Below are 21882 nucleotides of genomic sequence, written 5' to 3'. Positions count from 1 at the left end.
CTCCTTTCACGGCCCTGAGGCCTGTTGACACTAGGCTGTCGACGCTAGGCCATGAGCCGTACGCCCGCCTGCCGGCGTCCCGCATAGACAGGCGCCCTTCCCATGGCCAGCTGTGCAAAGACGTCGTCCAGCTGACCCGCCACTCTTTGCCAAGTGAAGAGGCTTCTGGCCCTGCGCTCGCCGGCGCGGCCCATGCGCTGGGCAAGCTCCGGAGACCGGGCCAGCATGGCCAGGCGGCTGGCGAGCGCATCGGGATCGCGCGGGGCCACCAGGAAACCGGTCTGGCCGTCCCGCACCGTATAGCGGATGCCTCCGGTGTCCGAGCCCACCACCGGGCGAGCGCAGGCCATCGCCTCTACGGGCGTGATGCCGAAGGGTTCGTACCAGGGGGTCGTGGCAAAGACATCCGCCGCGGCATAGAAGCGCCGCAATTGGGCTCGCCCCCGCCGTCCGACGAATTCCACCGCCTCGCTCACACCCTCTTCTTCGGCCACGGACAGCAGGCGCGTCATCTCGGGCGATTGCATGTTGGACGGGTCCGTGCCGTCGCCGCCCACCACGCACAACCGGGCATCGATCTTGTGCAGGGCCCGCAAGCGGCCCAGACCGCGTATTACGTTGTCCACCCCCTTGCGCGGCACCATGCGGCCAAGCTGCAGCACATAGAAGGCGTCGGGGTCCCAGCCCAGGGCGCGCCTTGCCTCTGCGCCGTCCATGGGCGACATCTCGTCGGGATCGTAGCCGCAAGGCACCATGCAGATGCGCGCAGGATCGGCGCCATACAACTCGATGAGATCGCGCCGGTCCTCGGGGCATTCGGCCACGATGCAGTCGGCCTCCCGCACGATCCGGTCCTCGATCTCGAACCGGCTGTCCGGAAAAAGATCGGCCTGCGCCTGATGCTTGCGCCGTACGCGGCCCAAGGCATGAAAAGTGACGGCCACGGGGATGCCGGCTGCGCGCGCAACGGGCAGCGCGGCCATCGCCGACATGAAGAAGTTGGCGTGGACCAGGTCGTAGGACTCTTCCTGGCAGGAAAAATACTGCCGCAGGAAGTCGCTGAACTCGGCCATGTGCGGCAGCAGCTGTTCTTTGGGCAGGACGCGGGCCGGACCGGCCGGGACATGGACGATTCTTACATTGCTCTCCCACTCCAGTTCACGGGGCATATAAGGGTTGTCCAACCGGGTGAATACGTCGACATGATGTCCCATGGCGCCCAGATGGCGTGCGACCTGGGCCACATATACGTTCTGGCCCCCGCTGTCAACACTGCCGATCTGGGCAAGAGGCGAGGCATGTTCACTGATGATTGCGATCCTACGCATGATGTTTCTCCGCACAAGTATCCCGCCCGGCTTCCGTGGCGAAAGCCGGTTCAACCGAATGTGATGATGGCTCGGGCCCTTGGGCGCGCCCCGCGGACGCCCAAAGCCCTAGAGACTTACCAGTACGGAGCCTGGTCGTAGTATTCGTGTGTCCGCGTGGCCCAGGCCACGTCGGCCATGCGAGGCCAGTTGTCCTTGTCGAACCCTTCGGCGTCCTTCATCTTCTGCTCGTCGACGTCCAGCAAGAAGCACTTGCGCTGCGTGTCCAGCGTGAGGGCGCTCCATGGTATGGCGAACAACTTGTCTCCCATTCCCAGGATTCCGCCGCGCGACAACACCGCGTAGGCGATGCGCCCGCGCGGAACGTCCAGCATGATGTCTTCGATCGAACCCAGCTTCTCATTCGCCAGGTTGTACACATCGTTTCCGTCCAGGGTGGCGGCGGCCATGATCTCGGGGCCTGGGCCCGGCCCGGTGTCCTGAGGATCGCGAATGATCGGTGTGTTCTGTTCCATATCTCTCTCCTGAAAAATTACTCTGCTCAAATATCGTTGCCGGATCCGGATGCTTCCGGCCGGGCCACGCGAATCCGGTTGTCGACGTCCTCGACTCCCAGGCAATCGTCCACGCAGTCCTCGACCGCATGCTTGTCGCGTCGGCTCGCAACACTGCCTTCCAGCGTCACCCTGCCCTGGCTCACCTGAACAGATACATCGCTGACGTCCAGCCCGCTGTAACTCAGACGTTCGCAAACGTCTTCCCTTACTCGTTCATCGCTGCGCGTGTAGCCCCTGGGAGTAATCCGCCGCTCCCGAAAACCTTCCCCCGGATCGGGATAGGCTCCGCGCACGCCGCCCCGCCGGCCATGAGCCGAGCTTTCCTGGCCGGAGCGGCGATGGGGAAACTGCTGGCCCTGGTAGCGCGGATCTTCGTTGGTGAATCCGCCGTAGCTGCTCTGCCCCGGGTCCGCGCTTCGGCTGCGCAGGCGCTCCCATGGCTCCAGGCCGTGCGCCCCCGAATGTTCGTCGTCGTACTCCCGCGGCCCATCCTCACGTCCGAAATAGTCGTACGAGCGTCCGCCGCGTCCGGATGGAGGCGATCGTCCGTATCGCCTTTCGTCTTCATTACGCATTGAGGTCTCCTATCATGCCGTTCAATACTGCGATCATCAGAACGATGACCTCGGGCCTGCATACAGCAATCGCTGTGCCGTTGATAAGTGAGACGCTTTCGCGCTCTCTTTATCAGACCCTCAATAACCGGCGTACTTCTTACATGGCCAGGTAATTTCTCTACGCCGAGCCGTAACGGCGGCTTACCAATTTCCATCCGAGGGCATTGGACAGGCCCTGTATTTTCAAGCCTGCTCAGTCCTTTCCGGCCCTTTACGTCTACTTGCCAAAACTGGCACGCATATTGCGTGATGGTGGATAGCAACCCCATGTTCCAACATGCCACCGCCAAGGAGACATCAAATTGGTACAGATCGCCTATGAACTGCGCGCCAGGCAACAAACGAGCCTGACCCCCCGACTGCAGCAATCGCTCAAACTCCTGCAGATGTCCACTCTAGATTTCAGCCAGGAGGTTGCGCAGGCCATCGCGACCAATCCTTTTCTGGAAGAACCCGAGAACATCCCATCCGACGCCGATGAAACCGGTGCGGAACACGCCTCGGCCGAAACCGAATCCCGTTCCAGAGGCGATGGACTGTCCGAGCCCGAGGTAGAGGCGCCGGTGGAAGCCGTGGAGACCTCGTCGGCCGATGCGGCCGAAGCGGTGGAGGTCCTGCCGGAACAGACTGAATCCTCCCCAACGTATTCGGGCGACTACCCCACCACCCGCCACAGCGACGGCGCCGATACCGACGTGGGACAATGGGCCCGCGCGTCGGTAGGATTGCACGACGCGTTGCGCGAGAATCTGCGCGGCCAACCCATGAGCGATCGCGACAGGCTGCTGACCGAATTCATCATCGAAGCGCTCGATGATGACGGTTATCTGCGCACACCCTTCTCGGAACTGGCCTCCGACGACTTTCTTTCCCCGCCTCCATCCGATTGCGAGTGGAGTACCGCGCTCAAGCTTATTCAGCAGCTGGCGTCGCCCGGCATCGCCGCGCGTGATCTCTCTGAATGCCTGACGCTTCAGCTCGAGGCCCTGCCCGACGAAACGCCTTGTCGCGAACTCGCCATCCGCATTGCAAACGGCGCCCTCGAGAAAGTGGGCCGCTGCGACTATGGCGGCCTCATGCGCTCGTTCGATTGCGACGAAGAAGAAGCCCGCGCCGCCTGCCTGCTGATACGCGGACTGGATCCGCGTCCCGGGACGCGCTACGCATCGATCGACCCGTCCTGCTACATCGTTCCCGACGTCATCGTGCGCAAGGTAGGCAAGCAGTGGATGGCGCTTTCCAATCAGGAAGCCGTGCCGCGCGCGCAGCTGCACACCACCTATGCCCGCCTGTTCAAGGAAAGCCGCTACAACGAGCGCGCTTTGATGGCCAAGGCGCTGCAGGAGGCGCGCTGGCTGATACGCAGCCTGGAACAACGCAACACGACGATACTTCGGGTGGCTCAAGCCATCGTCTCACGCCAGCAGACCTTCTTCGATTATGGGGATGTGGCGCTGCGACCTCTGATGCTCAGCGAGATCGCCGAAGAATTGGGCATGCATGAATCGACCGTGTCGCGCGCTACCAGCAATAAATACCTTTCATCACCGCGAGGCATCTTCGAGTTCAAGCACTTCTTCTCGCGCGAGCTCGCCACCCGCTCGGGCGGCACCTGCTCGGCGGGTTCCGTGCGCGCCCTCATCCAGGAAATGATCGACGCCGAGGATCCGAAGGAACCCCTTTCCGACGTGATGCTGGCCCGCAAGCTGGCCGGCCAAGGCGTGGTAGTGGCACGCCGCACCGTATCCAAATACCGGGCCCAGATCAAATACCCCTCGGCCGAATTGCGGCGCGCGCCTTAGGGCGGCAACGAGGCCGGGCGGGCATACGGCTTGCATCGGGATGGCGGTTTTCGCAAGGAATCCACATGAAAATCGCCATCATTGGAACGGGGTATGTCGGCCTCGTCACAGGCGCCTGTCTCGCCCGCGCCGGACATCAGGTGCTCTGCATCGACCAGAATCCCGGCAAGATCGAATCCCTCCGCCGGGGCGAGTGCCCCTTCTATGAGCCTGGCCTGGACGACCTGGTTCACGAGCAAACCGGCGGCGGCTCGCTGAACTTCGATACGTCGCTCGAGGCGGGAGTAGACGGCGCCGAGATCGTCATGCTCGCCGTGGGCACGCCCTCCAAGGCCGATGGCTCGGCCGACCTGGGCAACCTGTTCTCCTGCGCTCGGGAAGTCGCCGCCGCCTTGCGCGGCGACGCTCTTGTGGTGGTGAAGTCGACCGCCCCGGTGGGCACTTGCGATCGCATCCAGCACATGCTGGACGAGCATCGCCCCGCAGGCAGCCGAAACCGATGGCTGCGCGTGGCTTCCAATCCGGAGTTTCTGGCCGAGGGCACCGCCGTCGACGATTGCATGTATCCTGAACGCATTGTGATCGGCGTGCGGGACGAGCGGTCGAGACAGATGCTGACCCGCATGTACAGGCCGTTCGATCCTGCCGGCGAACGGCTGCTGTGCATGGACGTGCGCAGCGCGGAGTTCGCAAAATATGCCTGCAATGCCATGCTGGCGGCCAGGATATCCACGGTCAACGAACTGGCCTCGATAGCCGGCAGCGTGGAGGCCGACATGGGCCAGGCCTGCCGTGTAATGGGCCTCGACCGCCGCATCGGAAAAAGATATTTGCGCCCGGGCGCCGGCTACGGCGGATCATGCCTGCCCAAGGATGTCGAAGCGCTGATTCACCTGGCCCATGAACACGGAGAGCCCGCCACCTTGCTGCGCAGCGTACAGGCCGTCAACGAGCGGCAGGTGGGATTGATGGCGAAGGCGATTGCGCGTCATTTCGATGATGACCTTTCGGAGCGCACCGTGGCCGTCTGGGGCCTTTCTTTCAAGCCCGGCACCGACGACGTCAGGGCATCGCCCAGCCTGCGCCTGATCGACCAGCTCATCCGTCTCGGAGCTCGGATACAGGCCTACGATCCCATCGCCGCCGGCCATGTGCGCAGCCTGATCCCGAGCGCCCGCCTCACGCTGGCCCCCACCGCCGCCGAAGCATGCCGGGAGGCGGACGCCCTGGCCGTCATGACCGAATGGAACGAATTCGGGCATCCGGACTTTGCCCGCCTGGCGCGCGTTCTCAAGGGCCGGGCCGTATTCGACGGCCGGCGCCTGTACGACACGGACGAACTTCACGCGCATGGCCTTTGGCATTATGTGCCCGGCCAGAAACTGGAGGTCTCCTCGCCATCGTCGGTCCATGCCGCCTCGATCGGCACAGCATTTGCTCAACGGCCAGTACGCCAGGAAGCGGGGCCCTCGCCCCTCAACCTGAACGTATCATCACTTTCGCAAAGGAGTCGTCCATGAAAATTCTTAAACCCGCCCTTGGCACCCTGATACTGGGCTTCAGCCTGACCGCGTTCACCGCCGCAGCCCAATCCTCCAACGACGCTCGACCCGGTACGGGCGCGACGACCACTCAGGAAGCGACCCAAAGCCCGCGGGCCGGCGGCAGCGCCGCCATGACGGACGAAGAGCGCCAGCGTCGCTACGATGCCGAAAGGAAGCGCTGCGACAATCTGCAGGGTGATGAAAAGGACATCTGCCAGAAACAGGCGGAGGCCAATCGCGACACGGCCAAAGCTGAAAGCGAACGAAGCAAGAAGACGGCCGAAGCCAACCGTGACGCCAACAAGAAAGAGAAGGATGCCCAGTACGACGTAGAGAAGGAAAAGTGCGACGCCATGTCGGGCGACGCGAAGGACCGTTGCATAGCTGAAGTGAAGACGCGCTTCAATAAATAAAACGTCTGCCCCCACGGCGGTGGCGCTCAGCCCTCAGGCTCGCGTCACCGCGCGGACGGTGGCCACCAGCTCGCGCGTGTCCACCGGTTTTCCCAGATACACTTGAAACCCCGCCAATAGCGCCCGCAGGCGATCTTCACGCCCCGCATGGCCCGATAAGGCCACGGCCGGCAGCCTTCGATGCAGCGGTATCCCCCGCTCCGCTTCCAGCGCCCTGATCCGGCTGATCACCGCATAGCCGTCCAGATCCGGCATGGCCAGATCGCATAGCAGCACCGTGGGCCATTCTTCGGCCGGCCTGCCCCGCAGCGCCTGCAACGCCAACTCGCCATCGCCAAAGGCGGCGACTTCGGCCCTGTGATCACGCAGCACTTCCGCAATCAGCTCGCGCGACGCCTCCTGGTCCTCGATGAGCAGCACTTCCATGCCTTGCAAAGCATCACTGAGCGACGCGTCGTCCGCCGCCCCGGAGCCCAGTTGCGCCACGGCGCGCAAAGGAAGATCGACCGTGAAGACCATGCCATGCCCTTGCTGTGCGTGCTCTATGCGCCAGCTTCCGCGCATCTGTTCTATCATGCCGCCCAGCCTGACGGGGTCCGGCGGCGTATAGGCGACGGGCCAATCCACCCGGCCGAGCGACTCCGACTTCTGCACCTCGTCGGGCGACGGCCGCCCATCTTCGATCGCGAGCCGAGCCATGTCCGCGGCCCGTTCCAGCCTCAGGGCGATGCGTCCGCCCGGCGGCGTAACCGCGATGGCATTGATGCACAGCTCCCAGACCACCTGCTGCAGCACGCCCGGATCGCCGGTGACGCGCGCCGCATCGTCGTTGATCAGCGTATAAAGCTGCACGCCCTTCTGGGCCGCCTGGGGACGCACGGCGTCCAGCACGCTGGCGGCCAGCGCCACCAGGTTGACGGGCTGGTCCGCCAGTCGGCTTTCCTCCTGCCGGATCTGGTCCTGCTGGCGCTGCAAATGCCACATTTGCGCGTACAGTCCCTGCTTGTGCAGAAGCTCGCGGTGCGTACCGCGCTCGACGATGCGGCCGCGCTCCATCACTAGGATCTGGTCCGCATCGACGATGGTCGACAACCTGTGCGCAATGATGAGGGTGCTGCGATGACGCGATATGTCGTCGAGTTGCTCTTGTATGGCACGCTCGGTGCGCGTATCCAGCGCCGAGGTGGCCTCGTCGAAGATGAGCAGCGCCGGGTCTTTCAACAGCGTGCGCGCGATGGCGATACGCTGCCTTTCCCCGCCGGAGAGCTTTACGCCCCGCTCTCCCACCCGGGTCTCGTACTGAGCAGGCAGGCTCTGGATGAATTCGTGCACGCTGGCTTCCCGGGCCGCCCGTTCGACGTCCTCGCGCGTGGCGCCCCGGCGGCCATAGGCAATGTTGTAGGCAATCGTGTTGTCGAACAGCAGCGTATCCTGGGGAACGATGCCGATGGCGTCGCGCAGGCTCTCGTGGCTCACCGACCGGATGTCCTGCCCATCGACGCAGATGCGTCCCGAATCCACATCGTAGAAGCGCAGCAGCAGGCGAGCCAACGTCGACTTGCCCGACCCGCTGCCCCCCACCACCGCCACGGTCTGCCCCGATTCGATACGAAAATCCAGCTCGTGCAAGATGGGCCTGCCCGGCTCGTAGCCGAAGCTCACGCCTTCGAACACCACCTCGCCGGCGCGCAGCCTCAGCGGCTCGCTGCTTTCGGACTGCGTCTCGGTGGGCTGGCTCAGCAGCTCGGCCATGCGTTCGGCATTGACCAGCGCCTCGCGCGACTGGCGGAACACCACGCCCAGAGTGTTCAAGGGCAGACAGATCTGGATCATGTACGCATTGATCAGGACCAGGTCGCCGACCGTCACATTGCCGGCCACGACATCGCGGCCCGCCAGGAGCATCACGCTCGCAACACCGACCGCGATCACCCCGCTTTGCCCCACATGCAATACGGAGAGCGCCTTCTGGTTGCCGATGCCCACGTGCACCCACCGCCTCAGCAAGCTGTTCAGGCGCCTGGCTTCGCGGGTTGCGCCGCTGAAGTACTTGACCGCTTCGTAATTGATCAGGCTGTCCACCAGCTGCCCGTTGGCGCGCGAGTCGAGATCGTTGAGGCGGCGCTGGTAATAAATGCGCTTCTCGGTAAAGTAGGTGGTAAAAACCGCATAGACGGTGAAGGTGGCGGCCACGATCCAGGCGTAGGCCGCGTCGTAGCCGATCACCAGAATCGTCACCACGGCCGCGATCTCGACCACAGTGGGCAGCACGGTGAACAATAGCGCGTTCATCAGGAAGCCCGCGCCGGTCGCGCCGCGCTCGACGTCCCGCGCCACGGTGCCCGTCTGCCGGCTGGCGTGGAACCTCACGCTCAGCGCATGCAGATGCGAAAACACGCGCAACTTGAAATCGGCGACCATGCTTTGCGTGACGCGGGCGAAAACCATGTCGCGCAATTCGGTGAACAGGCCTCCTGCGAACCTCAGCAGGGCGTAGCCGACCAGCAACAGCGCCGGCAAGGTCAAGGCCTCGGGCGGCCCGCTCAGCGCATCGACAATGGCCTTCAGCGCGCCGGGCACCGCGACCATCAGAAGCTTGGCCAATATCAGCAGGCCGAGCGCGGCAAGCGTTCGCCACCGATGGCGCCACAAGGCCTGCATGAGCGCGCGCCAGACCTCGCGCTGCGCCCGCACGGGCGTGCCTTTGCCGGCGCCGCCGCCTCCAACGAGCTTGGCAGCGCCCTGCTTTATCCCGTCAACGTCCATCGGCCTGAGCGGAGCCGGCATCCTGCCCGGCGGGGCCGAGCTCCGGCGTTTCCGGCTGGGCGAGCGCCCTTGATTTGGCAACCGCCTTGAGGCAATGCGCAACGCAGCCGGCAAACGCTTCGTCGTACCAGGGATTGGCGCCGCTTACCCCGACCACGATCCCGTCCACGCATACCGCGCCCCACACGCCGCAGTCCCCCGCGGCCAGCAGGTGGGGAGACACGGTCCTGACGGCGTGCCCGTCCCGGCCCGTGCGCCAGCAGATGCGGGCCTTGTCGCGGGCGAACCGCGCATAGTCGGCGTCCCATCGCTCCCGGTCCCCGACCGAATGCTCATGCAATATGGACTGTTCGAACGGCGCCGCCCCCCAGGGACGGGCCGGATCCATGATGACGATATGCAAAAAGCCGCTCTCGCCTACGGCCGGATTCTTCATGGCCGTTTCTATCATGGGCAGAACCATGTTTACCGCCTGGCTGGCCGCGGATGCATCGGCGAACCAGGATCCCTCATTGTCGGACATCGGATACTCCGGACGAAGAATTGGACACCGTGTCCGGGCAGCAATCCGCATGCCTCGGAAAAACGGCGTTGCTCGTCACAAAGTCTTCATAGCAGCCATTCGATGGGCAGGTGGGAAAGCAGCCAGACGCTCATGCGGCGCCACAGGCTTGCGCCCGGCTCTACCGTATGCACGATTGAACGGCCATCGCGCTTCTCGACCCATACCAGCCGGCCCGAGTCGTCCAGGCGCACCCGATAGGCGATGTCCGCCGCCTGCTTCTCGATGGCTTGGGGCAGGCGCTGGGCCAGCCTGGGACTGTCGATGACGAAGCCGATTTCGGTGTTGAGCCGGGCCGAGCGCGGATCGAAGTTGAACGAGCCGATGAATATGCGCTCGCCGTCGACCGAAAGCGTCTTGGCATGCAGGCTGGAGGCCGAACTGCCGGTCAGCCCACGGTCGCGCAAGGGAGCTGTGGACGACTCCTTCTTGAATTCATATAGTTCGATGCCCGCTTCGAGCAAAGGCTTGCGCCGCTTGGCGTAGCCGGCATGCACGGCGGCGACGTCGGTCGCCTCGAGCGAATTGGTCAGTATCGTGATCGCGACCCCGTCCCGCGCCAGCGTCGTAAGATAATCGACTCCGTCGCGGGTGGGCACGAAATAGGACGAGACCATGAACAGGTCGTGCTCCGGAACGCCGAAAATACGCCCCAGCCGCTTCGGCAGCATCTCGTGCTCCTGGGCCTGTCCCAACCCCTTGGAGGGGTCGTCGCTGACCATGCGCGTCACGGCCCATTCCAGCTCGATGCTGCCGTCCAGCAGCTGCCGCACAATCGGCAACTCGTTCATCGCCTCGACATATCCCTCGGCCCTGGGCTCGCGCTTGATCTGCTCCGCCTTGGCTTTCAGCTGCCCCAGCCCATCGGACGCGGCGGGTGCGAGAATGAGACTGGCCGGATAGGCCGAAGCGCTTTTCCAATAGCGGTCGAAATCGCGGGAAACGTCCTTGACCACCGGCCCGACGGCCAGCACGTCCAGATCGATGAAGAGGAATTCCTCGGAAGCGCCGAAATATTCATCGCCGACATTGCGCCCGCCTATGATGGTGGCCTGGTTGTCCACCGTATAGGATTTATTGTGCATGCGTCGGTTCAGGCGATCGAAATCGGTGAGATAGCCCACCCAGCGCCAGCCCCGATACATGAACGGATTGAAGAGCCGCAGCTCGATATTGGCATGGCTGTCCAGCGCGGCAAGCACTTCGTCCATGCCCACTGTATTGTTGTCGTCGAGCAGCAGGCGCACCCGCACGCCGCGGTCCGCCGCATCCACCAGCGCATCGAACAGCAGTGTGCCCGCCATGTCGTCGTGCCAGATGTAGTTCTGGATGTCGATGGACTTTTCAGCGGCCTGGGCCATCAAGGCCCTGGCCGCAAACGCATCGCCGCCGCGCGCCAGCGGCGAGACGCCCGACTTGCCGGGATGGCCGGCGGCCAGCGGCTGTATGGCGCGGCCCAGCCGGGTGTCCGCCGTGTCGGTATAAGCGCTGGAGACACTGCGCTCCTCGAGCGAGGGCAGTTGGGCGCACGCGGCCAGCAGGCCCAGCAGGAAGGCCAGGACGATCCGTTTGAATATCGACCCCATACCTCGCTTCATCCTCCCCTCGCCCTTTTACCCGCGCGCCGGCACGGCCAGAAATTCGCCCACCAATTGAAGCAGCTCTTGCGGACGCTCGAAAGGCGCCATATGGCCGGCATCCAATTCCGCATAACGGGCGCCCGAGATGGCCCGCGCTATGGCGCGCGCCGGCTCGGGGCCCAGAATATAGTCCTGCGAGCAGCCGATGACCAGGGTCGGCCGGTCGATTTTTGCCAGTTGCCCGCTGATGTCCAGCCGCGCGTCCAGTTCCACCTGGCGCAACATGCCGTCCCAGCGGTTGGACTGCTGAATGAGGTCCACCCATTGTTCGATTTGCCGGTCGCTGAAACCGCGCAAGAAAGCGGGGCTGAACCCGTTGAGCAGGACGAGGCGGGCGAAAGCGGCCGGGTCCAGCCGGATGAGCTGCTGCCATAACTCGAACTGCAACTTTATCCGCGGCTCGCCGCCCTGGGCAAAGGGCGCCACCAGCACGAGCGAACGGACGAGTTGGGGGTATTCGGCGGTAATGTGCGCAGCGACCGCCGAGCCCAGCGAATACCCCAGCAGATCGAAAGAAGCCACGTTGCAGGCTCTGACCGCCGCCAATACTTGTCCCGCCAGCATGTCGACGGTCAGCGCCCGGCCATCGTCCCGCGTATCGCCCGAACCCGAATAATCGACCCGGACCACCCTGCGATGGGCCGCCAAGGGCTCCATCAAATGATCCCAATTGCTGTGCAGGTTTCCGCCGGTGCCCGATACCAGCACCAGCGCCGGCCCGCTGCCGTCGATCCGGTAGGCTACTTCGGCACCGTCGATCTCCACACTGTCGTTCATGACGACCCTCTTGTTGTTCTGGTAGCTATGATTTTCGGGCCGGGCGCGCCCGGCCCGCTTGCTCAGTTGCGCGAGCCGAGCGCCTTGGCGATTTTCTGGTCCGTCTTGTACTGGCTCAGCGCATACACCGCCCAGATGGCGGCGGGCACCCAGCCGATGATGGTGATCTGCAGAATCAGGCAGATGATGCCGGCAAAGGGCCGGCCGATGGTGAAGAAGGTAAGCCAGGGCAGGATCAGGGCTATGAGAAGACGCATGGGGCAGACATCCGGTAGTTGAACCGAAGGAAGTTTACCTCATGGCGTCCGCGGGCCGGGCACGAAGCGCAACCGTGCGCTTCAGGCCGAATGCAGCTTTCGTACTGCGGCGCCGACCATGGCGTCCACAGTCACGAACCCGCCACCGAGCACAGCTTCCTGATCACATCGTTGTTGAGGGCCGTGCGTCCGCCCGCTTTCTTGTCTTCAATGACGGTCACGTTGTCGGAAGAGGCGAACCGGAGGTCGCCAGTGTAGCCGTGCCGGGTCTTGATGTCCACCAGCCCGCACACCACCGGCCCGCCCGACGAACCGGGCACCTCGGTGGCGTAGACGCCCGAGAACTTCGCTTCGTCGGGGTTCTTCAGCTTGCTCTTGACGCTTTGAAGGGCCGCATCGATGGTGGCTTGGTCCGCCTGCACGCGCTGGGCCTGCGGCTGCCCCTGGTCGACAATTGGATCGGACGTGGCGCAAGCCGCCAAACCCAGGCACAAGCCACCCACAATCAAGAGCCTCATTGTTTTTCTCCCGGCCAATATAGATAAATACGAAGGATGATACACCGAGGGAAGCGGACTTGCGCATGGGCGCGGGGCGTATTTTTCTGAGCTATGCCGCCGCGCCGTCGAAACGCTGAAGCGTCAAGGCATCCAGGTCTATGGACGGTACACAGCGCAGATTCACGGCGCGCACCGCGGACCCATCGGGACTTGCTCCCTCTGCAAAAGGCTGGGTGCCGCAGTGCCGGCAAAAGCGGTGTTCGATCTTATGGGTATTGAACCGGTACGAGAAAAGCGCTTCTTCACCCTGCAACAGCGTGAATTGCTCCGCAGGAAAGAAAGACAGCAAAAAGCCCTTGCGCCTACAGTGCGAACAATTGCAGCTGATCGCCTGCTGTGGCGGCTGGGCGTCGACTTCGAACCTTACTGCGCCGCAGTGGCAGCTTCCTTCAAATGGCATATCGGCATCCTGTATTGAATACTTTCAACTATTCCTTAGGTAAAGGGTGCCATCTAGCGTATTGTGGTTTTTAGCACCAGCCCAAATACTACACCGGACGTGCATCGAGGGCTCGCGTCGAGCTCCTCTCTTCCGCCTTCCATCGGCCACTCAAACACTTCCCCCAGCTTGCACTGGCGTTTGGCCCCGCTGCCACTGTTACATCACATGGCCAAACCGCGACACGCCAAGAAGGCGCCATGTCGCCCAACTCAGGTGCAGGTCTATGCAAACCAAGCTTCGGCATTACATTCGCGAAAAGTTAGGCAACAGCCGTTCCATCAACGTCCCCATTTCCGAACTCGAACAAATCGCCGGCGACGACTGGCTTCTCGAGGTGGTCGCACAAGCGCAGTCTCTTCAGCTGCGAGTAGCTCCACATGCGCGTGACGACTCGCTTGTATTGATAGAACGGGAATCCTAATCTTCGATGAACTGATTCGTATAGAGTTCGTCCAGAGGCGAAGCTTTGGGAACAACGCCGTTTTCAACGTAGAACCGCTGCACCGCCTTCAGGCGGTCCACGTCGATCTTTCCCGGCACAGACTGATTACCGAACACATACTTGTTATAGAGCCTGAAGACCTCCCGGAGCTCTGCTTCTTTGCCCGAATAACTCGGCTCAGCCTCGACATACCGACGTACCGCTTCATCAGGATCGTTCATGACGAGCGCCATGCCTTTGAGCGTGGCGTCCACCACCTTTTTGACCAGATCGGGCCGATTCTCAATAGTGTCTTCAGAGGCTGCGATCGCCTGGGACATGGTGCCGAACCCTTTGGCCGGGTCCATGATGCTGACGTCCGCGCCGCCCTGCCTAGCGTTCACTATCCAGTCAGGAACCGCCACCATGACGTCGCTTTTCCCGCTCGTAAATAACTGCCATACACCGGCGGGGCCGGCGGCCTGTATATTCGCATCGTCCCTGGCAAGCCCGGCCTGACTCATGGTGCCCAGCAAAGAATAATACGTCGTGTCCGTATAAGCCATGACAGTAATCGTCTTGCCTTTGAGGTCGGCCGGTTCTGTAATGTGCTGCTCTTTATGGGAAGCGATAAGCGCCAAAGAGCCGCCTCCAAGCAGGGCGACCATTTTTATAGGCACGCCGTATGGCCGCACCATGATAGGCGTGTCGCCGCGGATATGCCCTATCATCGCGTTTCCTGCGCCGATCTGCTTGGCGGCGTCCACGCCCCCCTTCGCGGAAACAAATTTGAGCTTGAGCCCGGCGTCCCTGTAATAGCCTAGATGTTCTGCCAGCACATAGGGCGCAAAGGCGGGGAGAGTCTTAGGCGCAGGCAGCAGATAAGTGATCGATTCCAACTCATCCGATGTCGGCTGCGCGCCGGTGATACTGGACCATGCCACCATGAGCGCCGTAAATGCTCCAGAAGCAAACTTTCTCATGCGATGTCTCCTGCTCAAAAAAATGGATTTCTCGGGGTGTCTGCGAGCGTGTTCAACATGTTTTATTCAAGTCTTCCGATGCTGGACAATACGGCTTCACGCTTCAAGTAATGCGGCCACTTGAGGCCACACATCTACCCCCTGTTTCTTTAACTCATCGTCGTAGCTATTGGAGCGAAAGGCGGTGACGGCCAGATCGAAGCTCGGCCTTGCCTGGACTCGATCGAACCATGATTTGACGTTGGGCAGAGCGGCCCACATTCCCTCCAGGCCCAGGCGGTCCAGACGCGTGACGTAAGGAACGATGGCAATGTCCGCCAGCGTGAACTCATCCCCGGCCAGCCAAAGGCTTGCGTCCAGCGCGTCGTTCATCTCCCGCAACACCTTGTCGTGCAGCAATACCGCGTCTTTCACAAAGGGCGCCTCGAACTCCTGTTCGAGGATTTTTCGTTGCCTGGCCGCACGCGCACGGTCCGGCAGTTTCTTGAGCCGCTCTTCCCATTCATGCCTGTCGTGATTGCTGCGCAGCTGATGCACGAAGGCGCTGGCGTAGGTCACCGAGGCACACGCGACATGCAGCCCTTCGTCGGGTATCTTCGTCCAGGTTCTCATGCGCGCTTTTCCCAGAGCGGAAGCCGGCCTGAGCGGACTGCTCGGGAAAACGTCTTCTATATATTCGAGGATTACGGTCGATTCGCAAATGGGAGTGTCGTCGTGGATCAACACTGGAACCAGACCCTTGGGATTGATGCGGAGGAACTCCGGCGTCAGGTGTTCTTGCTTCATGAGATCGATTTCCCGTCCCTCCCATGGAAGGCCTTTTTCATATAGGGCCAAGCGCACTTTTTGTGCGCACACAGAAATATTGTGATGTAGCAATGTCAGCATGGTGAGCCTTTCTCAATGAACAGAAAGGATGATAGGGTCGAGATTCGGGTCCTGAGAAGGCTCAATGCTCGAATAATATATATTCCCGTTTGGAATAAAAGAGACAATCGCAGTTGAATTGCTCATATCGCCACCGGACCACGAAGGAGTGTTTTTCCATGACGACGCCGGCGCACTGCGATCGCAATTCATTGTGTCGATAAACCGGGAATCACCGCATGAACTTGCTCACCGCTATTGAAATATTCGTCCGGGTTGCCCATTCCGGCAGCTTTTCCGCCACAGGAAGAGAATTCGGCCTGACTCAGTCCGCTGTCAGCAAGCATGTCGCCCAACTGGAGGCCCATTTGGGAGTACGGCTTCTCAATCGGACCACGCGCCGTATGAGGCTCACGGAAGAAGGCCTGTCCTACTTGGGATTCGCAACCAAGGTGCTGGACGATTTGTCCGAAGCCGAGGCATCGGTCGGCAAGGCAAAGGCGGCTCCCGGCGGGCTGGTGCGCATAAGCAGCCCCGCCTCGTTCGCCAGAGAAATACTGGTCCCTAAAGTCAATGAGCTGCTTCAGCAGTACCCCGACCTGCGGATCGAACTGCTTTGCACTGATTTATCCGACAATCTGGTCGTGGAAGGCGCCGATCTTGCCATCCGCTTTGGCGAACAAAGCGGCACCGTGATCGCCAGAGGCGTCGGAACCGCATGCCGAGCCGCGGTGGCCTCGCCTGCCTACCTCCGACAGGCGGGTAGTCCCAACCGGGCCGAAGACTTGTCGATTCACAATTGCCTGCTGTATTCCAACCCTTTAGTGAATAATGTCTGGTCCTTCGCGCGCAGGGGCAAGACGCACCGCATCGCAGTTTCTGGAAGCTTCTCATCCAATAACGCCGAAATAATCCGGGCCGCATGCCTGTCGGGAACCGGCATCGCTCTCATGCCCGACTGGCTTTTTCTGGACGACTTGCGAACGGGTCGGCTACAGAGAGTTCTCAAGCAGTACGAGCCGGAAGGAATGCCCATTTTCATAACATACGCTTCCCGAAGATTCGTCCCGCCAAAGCTGCGCGTCGTCCTCGATTTCCTGACGGACGAAATGAAGAAAACGTTTACGGCTGTTGGGGAAGTCGCCACTTCGACATCAGCAGTATGAATCGCATCGCGGCCAGTTGATGACTATGATGTGCTTCGCCGGTCTGCAAGAGTCGGCCTTGCGAGACTGCCGCGCACGATCACGCCAACCTCTGGCTACCGAGGCGCCCTCGCCCACCACAGCCCTGTCTTCATCGAAAAAGAACCGTCCTCTTCGATAGCCAACGCCTGCTTCACCTCTGCCGGCGCTTCCTGCTGGACGGTGCGGATCATCGCTATGCGCTCAGGGCTGGTGCGCATCCGCGTAATCCATGGTTGGAATGCAAGACGCGTGATCCAGTTCTGGTGCTGAATCGCCGAAAAACCGGCGTCCGTGATGAGCCGCTGCCATTCCGACGGTGAACGATCCCGAACGTGGGATCGGTCGCGCAATACCTCTATCGCCTGCAGATGCGTATCCACCAAAGGATCTTCATCGCCCTCGACATCTATCATGAGCAAATAGCCGCCGGGCTTGACCACGCGACGCATCTCCTTGAGCGCCTCCGGCAGGTTGAACCAGTGGTGGGCGCTGTAGCGCGATGCGACCACGCAGAACCGGCCGTCGTCGAACGGCATGGATTCCGCGCTGGCCTGAACGGTCTGGATATTGGCCAGTCCTTTTTCGTTCGCGGCACGCTGGACCGTGGCCAGCATATTGGGGGACGGGTCCACCGCGACCACGCTGGCCAGTGCCTCTGCCACGGCAAAGCTCAAATGCCCTGCCCCGCAACCCACATCCAGGAACCGGCCCGACGCCGCGGGAATCGACTCGCTGACCAGCTCGCTGGCACGCAACAGATCGGGGCCCGCGGCATGCACGGCGCTCTGCAAATAGGCTTGCGCCTGGGAATCGAACTGCGCCTGAACAGTTTCGCTATGACCGGTTTTCATGACCCTTCCTTATCCAGTGATTGAAGGAAATCACGATACAGGGCGCCGCATACCCGTACAAGATGGGGAAATATACTGGTATATATGCTAATGGGTTTTGTCATTCAATCGGCACCTATGCCACCCGACGTGTATCCAACTCCGAGGCTCCACTGGCCTGTACAATGAGGCGCCCCGCTTCAACGGTTATTCTTAGTTTTTCGTCCGGGGGACCCTCGATGATCTCGTAGAGCGAATCTGACAACGCCTCTCGATCATGATCGAAGACGCGCGCATCAAGAATGACCTTGCGACTTCCACGTACATAGAGGAGACAACCCTCATGATTTGGCAGGTTATCGTAAGCAATGATGTAGCGTTTTAGCGCTTTAGGCAGATCACCGATAAATTTTCCGTAGCTCATGGCGGCTCACTTATTCACAATCTCCGTGATGAGGCAAGTTGTCATGGACGATGATGCGGCCTTCCAGAGATCGAGCCAATTCGTTGACGAGCGTCCCGTAGCTCATGATGGTCCTTTAGTTATTTGTTCGTTCTGGTTGCAGTGAGCGGGCCACTACAGCAAATATCGGGCCTGCGGGACCAACCTCAGGGCGGCGACATATTATTTACTTTTTCCGCCTGTCCAGGAACAGCGCTACGGCCTTCTCCAAATCGCCGCGGTCAGGCGGTTTGCACCATGATCGACTAATGCAGCTCATCGCTGCGGATGGTTCTTCCGATAGAACTCCCACTCTTCGACGCGTGTTCCATCGGAGAGCACGCACATAGTTAGGTCCCCTTCCGGTCGCTGCTTGATATCGAGGGTGCCTCCACGCTCAATGCAGTAGACAGAAGCGGGGTTGGGCATGCCGACATCCTTTAGCGGATCGGGACCGGTTACGGTGCAGCCAGTCGTCAATATGACAGCTAAGGCAATCCCAAATTTATACATGTCCCATCCTTTTTCTGAGTGAAGGGCATTGTACTTCCGGCCTGGCCAGCCTCAACCACCTATAGGCCACTCTGCTGCCGGCGTCAGTTGCGAATAGGGCCCATTACACCACCTTACGCCCAAGCCGCCGCCTCAATCGTCAGGCTTGACGTCGCGATCTCGTCGCCGTGGTATGTTGGAATCCTTGACACAGCACTTTAGCGATGGACACAGCATGGACGATTACACTTTTGCGCTACAGATACTTGATCAATTGAACGGGGTCGAAGAGTACGACTCGGCGTACTACCGACAGCGATCAGACAGGATCCGTGAGGCTGCGGAACGGCGCGATGTTGATTCCGAAGAGATCTTCGCGGTTTTAGTGGATGCCATCCGCATGGATATCAAAGAACACCCAAATCAAGAGCGCTTGCAATACCTTCTGACCAAGAACACGTAGCTACAGCGGAAACGATAAACCCGCCGATCTTGCTAAGAGCGCAATTGATACTGGGCGAGGCCTATTCTCGTTCGGGATGGGCTCGTTTGGCGGGGTGTCATTCGCGCATGGATCCGCCGAATTGTGCGCCGGGCATCAGCTACAGAATGATGTAAGTTCCAACGCGGCTCATTTCGTTCTAATTTTCATATGATGAAACAAGAGCGCGCAGTTAACTTATTGATTTATAAGAATCTTTTGGGGTGACCGATGGGACTCGAACCCACGACAACCGGAATCACAATCCCAAGGCCTATAAATAGCTGAAAACGAAAGCTCAGTCATATCAAAGACTTGCAACGATAGCCTCCTCTCAATCGGCTGCGCTTTCCCATCTTTTTGCAGGCTTTTTCAAGTACTTTGGTCAAGATTTGGTCAACCTACGCCCGCCACATCGCGGGCTTTTTTGTGCTAAAAATACTGTACATCTATACAGTTTATCGGCACCATGAAAGTCACTATTGTCCGCACCCATCGCCTCGGCCAGCTACTCCCGGAACGTGAATGGGGCCCTCCCGTTCCAGGTCCGGTTCTAATGTATTGGATGCGACACCCAGAACTGAACAGGGGCCCTGGCCGCCTGAAGGTCATTCGCCGCGGACATTTCGGGAAGGATGAGGAGTCGCCGATCCCAGAGCTACACGATCCGGAAATGCTGGCGTTCATGAGCGACCGCGTTCTGTCGATTAAGGGCTTTGAGGAAATAGAAGGACGCCGCTACTATCAAACTTGGAGAATCTTCTTCGGGGATTGATCATGTGCGGACGCATCAAGCAAGAACGCTCGGCATTCGACTACATGGAGACGATTCGTACCAATATGGGCACGATTCTGGACGCGGGGCCGGGCCTGAAATACAACGTGCCGCCCGGAACCCGGCCGATGGTCTTTCATCGTCTGGGCGACGGCGCCGACCAGGTCGACCGCTTATTTTGGGGCTATAAGCCGCCGTGGTACAAGCGGGGCCCGGCCAGCAATGCACGCCTGGATACTGTGCTCAAGGGTTCGCCCTTTTGGAAGCCCCTGCTCGGCCGCCGCGTCGTCGTGCCGGCGGACGGCTGGTACGAGTGGACCGGCCAAAAGGGAGACAAACAGCCCTGGTACATCAACCCACGGGACGGCGAGCCGATCCTGATGGCTGGCCTGACTGCTTGGCTACCGGGCCGCGAGGTGCTGGCGGAGACGGGTTTTGCCATCGTCACGGACGATGCTGCAGGTGGCATGATCGACATCCACGACCGGCGCCCTATCTGCCTGACACCTGACGATGCGCGGGCGTGGATTGATCCTGACGTGTCGGTCGACGAGGCGCTCCAGCTACTGTCAACGCCAAGGCCCGAATCGGCCTTTCAATGGTGGGCGGTGACGCGGAAGATGGGTAGCAGCAAGTATCAACTGCCGGATGCTAGCGAAGCGATAGGTTTATGACCGCCCCGCAGACTTAGGCGGCGTCGAGCGTTCGCTCTTTGTGGAGTTGTTGCATTGACTCAAGACTTGCACCACTGCCAACCAGCCGCGAAGGATCGCCGCTCTGCCACAGCTCATAATGCCACTTGCCCTGCAGCTTGACTCGACAGATCGTCCAGCCAGGAGGGCCGATCCAGTAATAGTCGTTCATTGGGCGCCAATCCGAATTGGCCATCTTGCACACCTTGCATCGTATCGCTGGTTCGGATTTTAGCGTGAAGACGAGGGCTTTTCGCGACGGATCTGGCGTGCCGGCTTATCCGCCCTCAGGCCCCGGAAGGTGGAATGCCGGATGTGTCCCGACGGCGTCCATTCCCCGAACGACACTTCGGCAACCATCTTCGGCTCTACCCAGTGCACGCCCTTCTTAGGAATCTTCGTAGATGCTGGGAATGGCTTTTTCGTCGTCTCGATGGAATCCAGCTTGGCGCGCAGGTCGACCAGCAGCTCTGTGTCAAAGCCCGTCCCCACGTTGCCCACATACTGCAGCTCACCGGCTTTATCGAAGACGCCCAGGAGCAAAGAGCCAAAGCCGGACCGCGAACCTTCGGGGTCCGTGAAACCGCCTATAACGAATTCCTGCCGGAGGCTGCATTTAAGCTTGATCCAGTCGTCGGAGCGCCGCGACACGTAGCGCGACCCTTTGCGCTTGCCGATGATGCCCTCCAGGCCCAACTCACACGCGGAGCCGATCAAATCGTGGATGTCTCCATCCAGCGCCGCGCTGAAACGCACGGCATCCGAACCGTCGCCCAGCACGTCGGCCAGCCTGGCCCTGCGCTCGATGAGTGGCAGGCCCCGCAAGTCCTCGCCGGCACAATATGGCACATCGAACAGATAATAGATGATGCTGCGCGGCTTACTGACATCAAAAGCCAGCTGCAGCAGATTGAAGCTCGGCTTTCCCTCGTCGTTCAGCACGACGATTTCACCGTCGTACCAGCCGTCGGGCAGCTTCAGGGCGCGCAGCTCTTTCTCGAGCGGACGCAATCTGGCCGTCCAGTCGTTTCCGTTGCGGGTGAAAAGCTGGGCCGCCTTGCGCTCAATGCGCGCAAGCAGTCGATAGCCGTCGAATTTGATCTCGTACAGCCAATCGTCGCCGGCGGGCGGCCGAGCTACTAGGGTGGCGAGCTCGGGTTTGAGCGTCGCCGGAAGTGCGATCATTGCCGAATACCACTTAGGTACTTCTCAACGTCTTCCGCGTAGGTTCCGGCTGCTTGCACCGCGGCCTTGAGCTCGTCACGGCTACAACCAAATTTTTCGCTCCAGTAGCGCAGCTCCCAGTCTTGGCTGACGTCGATGCGGTTACGGTCCTGGCCGCCGCGGTCTTGTAGGTTGTCGCTCATGTCTGCGCTCTCCAGAATTTAGGGTGGCATGCAGCAAGCAAACTTTGTTCCTACCCCGGCCACGCGCCGACCACAGACTG

General features: G+C 60.9%; 25 protein-coding genes. 7 read left to right on the top strand and 18 right to left on the bottom strand.

The window, feature by feature from the left end; genetic code table 11:
• Window positions 1–44: 44 nt before the first annotated feature.
• The 3 genes from CSC67_RS08915 to CSC67_RS08905 all read right to left on the bottom strand — a co-directional run bounded on the left by CSC67_RS08915 (window position 45) and on the right by CSC67_RS08905 (window position 2460).
• Complete coding sequence (locus CSC67_RS08915) at window positions 45–1328, bottom strand: glycosyltransferase family 4 protein (protein WP_118994164.1); 1284 nt, start codon at window positions 1326–1328, stop codon at window positions 45–47.
• Between the two features lie 116 nt (window positions 1329–1444).
• Window positions 1445–1843 (bottom strand): PRC-barrel domain-containing protein, encoded by a 399-nt coding sequence (locus CSC67_RS08910; protein ID WP_167752817.1) that lies wholly within the window; start codon window positions 1841–1843, stop codon window positions 1445–1447.
• 26 nt (window positions 1844–1869) lie between these two features.
• Window positions 1870–2460, bottom strand: coding sequence for a BON domain-containing protein (locus CSC67_RS08905; protein ID WP_118994163.1), 591 nt, complete (start codon window positions 2458–2460; stop codon window positions 1870–1872).
• Between the two features lie 344 nt (window positions 2461–2804).
• On the opposite strand from CSC67_RS08905, the gene CSC67_RS08900 reads away from it, so the two are divergent.
• The 3 genes from CSC67_RS08900 to CSC67_RS08890 all read left to right on the top strand — a co-directional run bounded on the left by CSC67_RS08900 (window position 2805) and on the right by CSC67_RS08890 (window position 6261).
• A complete protein-coding gene (locus CSC67_RS08900; protein ID WP_118994162.1) occupies window positions 2805–4304 on the top strand; it encodes an RNA polymerase factor sigma-54 in 1500 nt (499 codons plus the stop codon).
• Between the two features lie 65 nt (window positions 4305–4369).
• Window positions 4370–5824, top strand: a complete 1455-nt coding sequence (locus CSC67_RS08895) for a UDP-glucose dehydrogenase family protein (protein WP_118994161.1) — start codon at window positions 4370–4372, stop codon at window positions 5822–5824.
• Window positions 5821–6261: a hypothetical protein gene (locus tag CSC67_RS08890; RefSeq protein ID WP_118994160.1), complete on the top strand. Its 441-nt coding sequence runs from the start codon at window positions 5821–5823 to the stop codon at window positions 6259–6261. Before CSC67_RS08895 ends, CSC67_RS08890 begins: the two co-directional genes overlap by 4 nt.
• Before the next feature lie 33 nt (window positions 6262–6294).
• On the opposite strand, the gene CSC67_RS08885 is transcribed toward CSC67_RS08890, so the two are convergent.
• The 7 genes from CSC67_RS08885 to CSC67_RS08855 form a co-directional block, all read right to left on the bottom strand.
• The gene (locus CSC67_RS08885) at window positions 6295–9027 is read right to left on the bottom strand and encodes an ATP-binding cassette domain-containing protein (protein WP_118994159.1); all 2733 of its coding nucleotides are present in this window, start codon (window positions 9025–9027) and stop codon (window positions 6295–6297) included.
• Window positions 9017–9550 carry a hypothetical protein gene (locus tag CSC67_RS08880; protein ID WP_118994158.1) on the bottom strand — a complete coding sequence of 178 codons (534 nt, stop codon included), beginning with the start codon at window positions 9548–9550 and terminating at the stop codon, window positions 9017–9019. The genes CSC67_RS08885 and CSC67_RS08880 overlap by 11 nt, the downstream gene beginning before the upstream one ends.
• A gap of 86 nt (window positions 9551–9636) precedes the next feature.
• The gene (locus tag CSC67_RS08875) at window positions 9637–11175 is read right to left on the bottom strand and encodes a phospholipase D family protein (protein ID WP_118994157.1); all 1539 of its coding nucleotides are present in this window, start codon (window positions 11173–11175) and stop codon (window positions 9637–9639) included.
• Between the two features lie 27 nt (window positions 11176–11202).
• Window positions 11203–12006: an alpha/beta fold hydrolase gene (locus CSC67_RS08870; protein ID WP_118994156.1), complete on the bottom strand. Its 804-nt coding sequence runs from the start codon at window positions 12004–12006 to the stop codon at window positions 11203–11205.
• A 62-nt stretch (window positions 12007–12068) separates the two neighbouring features.
• A complete protein-coding gene (locus CSC67_RS08865) occupies window positions 12069–12263 on the bottom strand; it encodes a YqaE/Pmp3 family membrane protein (RefSeq protein ID WP_118994155.1) in 195 nt (64 codons plus the stop codon).
• A gap of 131 nt (window positions 12264–12394) precedes the next feature.
• Window positions 12395–12781, bottom strand: coding sequence for a hypothetical protein (locus CSC67_RS08860; RefSeq protein WP_135227454.1), 387 nt, complete (start codon window positions 12779–12781; stop codon window positions 12395–12397).
• A 91-nt stretch (window positions 12782–12872) separates the two neighbouring features.
• Window positions 12873–13223 (bottom strand): GFA family protein, encoded by a 351-nt coding sequence (locus CSC67_RS08855; RefSeq protein ID WP_118994153.1) that lies wholly within the window; start codon window positions 13221–13223, stop codon window positions 12873–12875.
• A 265-nt stretch (window positions 13224–13488) separates the two neighbouring features.
• Between CSC67_RS08855 and CSC67_RS08850 the strand changes: the two genes are divergently transcribed.
• On the top strand, window positions 13489–13686 hold the full coding sequence (locus tag CSC67_RS08850) for a hypothetical protein (RefSeq protein WP_118994152.1): 198 nt from the start codon (window positions 13489–13491) through the stop codon (window positions 13684–13686).
• Here the strand turns inward: CSC67_RS08850 and CSC67_RS08845 are convergent.
• On the bottom strand, window positions 13683–14669 hold the full coding sequence (locus CSC67_RS08845) for an ABC transporter substrate-binding protein (protein ID WP_167752816.1): 987 nt from the start codon (window positions 14667–14669) through the stop codon (window positions 13683–13685). The genes CSC67_RS08850 and CSC67_RS08845 overlap by 4 nt on opposite strands.
• 96 nt (window positions 14670–14765) lie before the next feature.
• Window positions 14766–15557 (bottom strand): glutathione S-transferase family protein, encoded by a 792-nt coding sequence (locus CSC67_RS08840; protein ID WP_118994151.1) that lies wholly within the window; start codon window positions 15555–15557, stop codon window positions 14766–14768.
• A 218-nt stretch (window positions 15558–15775) separates the two neighbouring features.
• Between CSC67_RS08840 and CSC67_RS08835 the strand changes: the two genes are divergently transcribed.
• Window positions 15776–16702, top strand: coding sequence for a LysR family transcriptional regulator (locus tag CSC67_RS08835; RefSeq protein WP_118994150.1), 927 nt, complete (start codon window positions 15776–15778; stop codon window positions 16700–16702).
• Between the two features lie 95 nt (window positions 16703–16797).
• On the opposite strand, the gene CSC67_RS08830 is transcribed toward CSC67_RS08835, so the two are convergent.
• The 3 genes from CSC67_RS08830 to CSC67_RS21755 all read right to left on the bottom strand — a co-directional run bounded on the left by CSC67_RS08830 (window position 16798) and on the right by CSC67_RS21755 (window position 18424).
• Window positions 16798–17574 (bottom strand): class I SAM-dependent methyltransferase, encoded by a 777-nt coding sequence (locus CSC67_RS08830; RefSeq protein WP_118994149.1) that lies wholly within the window; start codon window positions 17572–17574, stop codon window positions 16798–16800.
• Window positions 17575–17689: 115 nt separating this feature from the next.
• Window positions 17690–17977: a hypothetical protein gene (locus CSC67_RS08825; protein ID WP_118994148.1), complete on the bottom strand. Its 288-nt coding sequence runs from the start codon at window positions 17975–17977 to the stop codon at window positions 17690–17692.
• A 294-nt stretch (window positions 17978–18271) separates the two neighbouring features.
• The gene (locus tag CSC67_RS21755) at window positions 18272–18424 is read right to left on the bottom strand and encodes a putative hemolysin (protein WP_425337639.1); all 153 of its coding nucleotides are present in this window, start codon (window positions 18422–18424) and stop codon (window positions 18272–18274) included.
• Between the two features lie 298 nt (window positions 18425–18722).
• Here CSC67_RS21755 and CSC67_RS08815 point away from each other — a divergent pair, with 298 nt between their 5' ends.
• Together CSC67_RS08815 and CSC67_RS08805 are read left to right on the top strand one after the other, a co-directional pair.
• A complete protein-coding gene (locus CSC67_RS08815; RefSeq protein ID WP_118994146.1) occupies window positions 18723–18950 on the top strand; it encodes a hypothetical protein in 228 nt (75 codons plus the stop codon).
• 795 nt (window positions 18951–19745) lie between these two features.
• Window positions 19746–20417, top strand: a complete 672-nt coding sequence (locus tag CSC67_RS08805) for an SOS response-associated peptidase (protein WP_118994144.1) — start codon at window positions 19746–19748, stop codon at window positions 20415–20417.
• Between the two features lie 13 nt (window positions 20418–20430).
• Here the strand turns inward: CSC67_RS08805 and CSC67_RS08800 are convergent, their stop codons facing one another.
• Genes CSC67_RS08800 through CSC67_RS08790 form a run of 3 tightly spaced genes read right to left on the bottom strand, consistent with a single transcriptional unit; the run spans window position 20431 to window position 21802 of the window.
• Window positions 20431–20607, bottom strand: coding sequence for a hypothetical protein (locus tag CSC67_RS08800; protein ID WP_245220181.1), 177 nt, complete (start codon window positions 20605–20607; stop codon window positions 20431–20433).
• 59 nt (window positions 20608–20666) lie between these two features.
• On the bottom strand, window positions 20667–21620 hold the full coding sequence (gene ligD / locus CSC67_RS08795) for a non-homologous end-joining DNA ligase (RefSeq protein ID WP_118994142.1): 954 nt from the start codon (window positions 21618–21620) through the stop codon (window positions 20667–20669).
• Complete coding sequence (locus CSC67_RS08790; protein WP_118994141.1) at window positions 21617–21802, bottom strand: DUF3606 domain-containing protein; 186 nt, start codon at window positions 21800–21802, stop codon at window positions 21617–21619. The genes ligD and CSC67_RS08790 overlap by 4 nt, the downstream gene beginning before the upstream one ends.
• Between the last annotated feature and the right edge of the window lie 80 nt (window positions 21803–21882).

It is taken from the genome of Pusillimonas caeni (assembly GCF_003545815.1).
In the GTDB taxonomy this organism is placed as follows: Bacteria; Pseudomonadota; Gammaproteobacteria; order Burkholderiales; family Burkholderiaceae_B; genus Pusillimonas; species Pusillimonas caeni.
This window is presented reverse-complemented; position numbering and strand designations above follow the sequence as displayed.